Source organism: Brevibacterium picturae (assembly GCF_030453725.1).
GTDB classification, from domain to species: Bacteria; Actinomycetota; Actinomycetes; order Actinomycetales; family Brevibacteriaceae; genus Brevibacterium; species Brevibacterium sandarakinum_A.
In genome coordinates, this window is the sequence record NZ_JAKDJU010000268.1 from 1 (window position 1) to 2,822 (window position 2,822).

At 64.3% G+C, this 2,822-nt stretch carries 3 protein-coding genes and 1 pseudogene; all 4 read right to left on the minus strand.

Annotated features, from left to right (window positions below; all coding sequences use genetic code 11):
• Positions 1 to 227: pseudogene (locus L0G76_RS15340) on the minus strand (2-dehydro-3-deoxyglucarate aldolase); the annotation flags it as partial.
• Positions 212 to 997: a fumarylacetoacetate hydrolase family protein gene (locus L0G76_RS15345; RefSeq protein WP_304358005.1), complete on the minus strand. Its 786-nt coding sequence runs from the start codon at positions 995 to 997 to the stop codon at positions 212 to 214. The pseudogene L0G76_RS15340 and the gene L0G76_RS15345, both read right to left, overlap by 16 nt.
• Before the next feature lie 12 nt (positions 998 to 1,009).
• Complete coding sequence (hpaD, locus tag L0G76_RS15350; RefSeq protein WP_304358006.1) at positions 1,010 to 2,122, minus strand: 3,4-dihydroxyphenylacetate 2,3-dioxygenase; 1,113 nt, start codon at positions 2,120 to 2,122, stop codon at positions 1,010 to 1,012.
• Between the two features lie 12 nt (positions 2,123 to 2,134).
• Positions 2,135 to 2,822: aldehyde dehydrogenase family protein (locus L0G76_RS15355; protein WP_304358007.1), on the minus strand; the 688-nt coding region annotated here is incomplete at its 5' end.

Sequence of the window (2,822 nt, forward strand, 5' to 3'; positions counted from 1 at the left end):
GGGGTCGCGGGGTATCCGTTCATGGCCTGGAGCAGGCTCGTCGTGATCTGCAGATCGATCGGCGAATGCTCGGCGTCGATGAGCACCCACTGCATCCCCGAGGCTGCGGCGATCTCCGCGGCCACGGGCGAGCCGGAGCAGACCCACATTCCGGCCAAGTACTCCCCGTCGCCCAACTTCGCAACGCGCTGGGTGAGTGTCTGTGGCAGTTCTACTTGAAACGGCATGTGATGACTCCCAAGTCTCCGTAGTCGGCGTGGACGGTGTCACCCGGGCTGACCCACATGGGGCGGGTGAAGGACCCAGCCAGAACGGTCTCCCCGGCCTTCAGGACATCGCCGTGTTCGGCCAGCTTGTTCGCCAACCACACGATGCCGCGGGCAGGGTGGTCGAGGACGGCGGCGGCGAGACCGGAGTCCTCGATCGACTCGTTGCGATAGAGAAGCGCACCGACTCGGCGCAGATCGACCGCGTCGACGGCCATCGGACGACCGCCGAGGACCATAGCCCCCAGCGCAGCATTGTCAGAGATCGTATCGACGATGGTGCGTCCCTCCATCTCGATCCGAGACGACAGCACCTCGAGTGCCGGCACCACGTATTCGGTGGCGCGCAGAACATCGATGAGGCTGATATCGGGTCCGCGCAGCTCGTCCTTCAGCACGAAGGCAAGTTCGACCTCGACGCGCACACCCGAATACTGCGAGTGGTCGATGACCGATCCCGTGTCGTAGACCTGGTCGGCGAAGATCGCCCCGTAGTCGGGTTCGCTGATCCCCGTCGCCTGCTGCATCGGCTTCGAGGTCAGACCGATCTTATGACCGATCAGCCTGCGCCCGGAGGCCTCGCCTCGGCGACGCCATTCGTTCTGCACGGCGTAGGAGTCCTCGACGGTCATGTCGGGGTACTGAGCCGTGAGCAGGCCGATCTTCGACCGGTTCTTCTCCGCCTGTGCCAGACCATCGGCGATGGCCGCGATCGTTGTCTCATCGAGCATGTGCGCGTCTCCTCAGAGCTGGTGTCCCAATTTGAACTCGTCTTCTCCGTCGTCAGCGCCGGAGCGCTCACCGAAGTTCGTCGTCGCATCCTCACGGCGGGTGTAGGAGAACCCGTCGGCGCCGATCGTGACGTCCATTTCGGAGTCGTCGGTGCGGTTCGTCAGCGGAACCGGGTTGCCCTCGAGGTCGAGGACCGTCGAGGCATCGGTGTACCAGGACGGGACGACGGCGTTGCCCCACCAGTCGCGGCGCTGGTTGTCATGAACGTCCCAGGTCACCCGCGGATTGTCGGGATCGCCCGTGTAGTAGTCCTGCGTGTAGATCTCGATCCGGTGACCGTCGGGGTCGCGCAGGTAGAGGTAGAAGGCGTTCGAGACGCCGTGGCGACCGGGACCGCGCTCGATTGCGTCGGACAGGCGCAGCGCGCCGAGCTTGTCGCAGATGGCGAGGATGTTGTGCTTCTCGTGAGTGGCGAACGCGACGTGATGCATGCGCGGTCCATCGCCACCGGTCATCGCGGTGTCGTGCACGGTCGATTTGCGGCGCATCCACGCCGCGTAGGCGGTGCCTTCGGCGTCCTGGATGTCCTCGGTGACCCGGAAGCCCAGGTCCTCCATGTACGCCACGGCTTTCGGCACGTCCGGGGTGACCTGGTTGAAGTGGTCGATGCGCACCAGCGCTCCGGGCGAGTAGAGGTCGTAGCGCCAGGCCAGGCGTTCGACGTGGTCGACCTCGTAGAAGAATTCGTACGGGAAGCCCAATGGGTCCTGCACGCGCACAGAGTCACCGATGCCGCGGACGAATCCGTCCTTCTTTCGCACGACTGGGCATCCGAGTTCACGGTAGAACGCCTCGGCGGCATCGACGTCCTCGGGACTGCGAACGCGGTAGGAGAATGCGGCAACTGCCGCCGTCGGTCCCTGACGCAGCACGAGGTTGTGGTGGATGAACTCCTCCATCGACCGCAGGTAGATGGCGTTCTCGTCTTCCTCAGTCACCTGCAGATCGAGGACGTCGACGTAGAAGTCACGGGACTTCTTGAGATCGGTGACGACGATCTCCATGTACGCGCAGCGCAGGACGTCCGGAGCCGGAACCGAGGGGGTTGGGATGGTGTCAGTCATTGCAGAAACCTTTCACTGCTTCCCGAAGACGGGATTGTGGACCTCGCCGAGGTTGATGTGCACGGACTGCTGTTCCGTGTAGAAGTCGATCGAACGGTAGCCGCCTTCGTGGCCGAGGCCCGAGGCCTTGACCCCGCCGAAGGGTGTGCGCAGGTCGCGGACGTTGTTCGAGTTCAGCCACACCATGCCGGATTCGACGGCCTGCGAGAAATTGTGTGCCCGCTTGAGATCGGAGGTCCAGATGTAGGCGGCCAGGCCGTACTTCGTGTTGTTGGCCAGCTGGAGGGCCTCTTCATCGGACTTGAACGGGGTGATCGCGACGACGGGCCCGAAGATCTCCTCCTGGAAGATCCGTGCGTCGGGTGAGACGTCGGCGAACACGGTCGGTTCCACGAAGTTGCCGGTCTCGAACCCTTCGGGGCGGCCGCCGCCGGCGACGAGGCGAGCCTCTTCCTTGCCGATTTCGACGTAGGACATGACCTTGTCGTAGTGCTCGGGGTGGACCAGTGCGGCCACCTCGGTGGTGGGATCGGAGGGCAGACCCACCTTCACGCGCTTGGCCTGGGCGGCGTAGCGTTCGACGAACTCCTCGTAGACCGATTCCTCGACGAGGATGCGCGAGCCGGCGGTGCAGCGTTCTCCGTTGAGGGAGAAGACGCCGAAGACCGTGGCGTTGATCGCCGCATCGAGGTCCGCATCG

What these genes read in the sequence shown, in the direction of transcription:
- L0G76_RS15345 (WP_304358005.1), bottom strand. Translation starts at nt 997, where the DNA reads ATGCTCGATGAGACAACGATCGCGGCCATCGCCGATGGTCTGGCACAG.
- hpaD (WP_304358006.1), bottom strand. Translation starts at nt 2,122, where the DNA reads ATGACTGACACCATCCCAACCCCCTCGGTTCCGGCTCCGGACGTCCTG.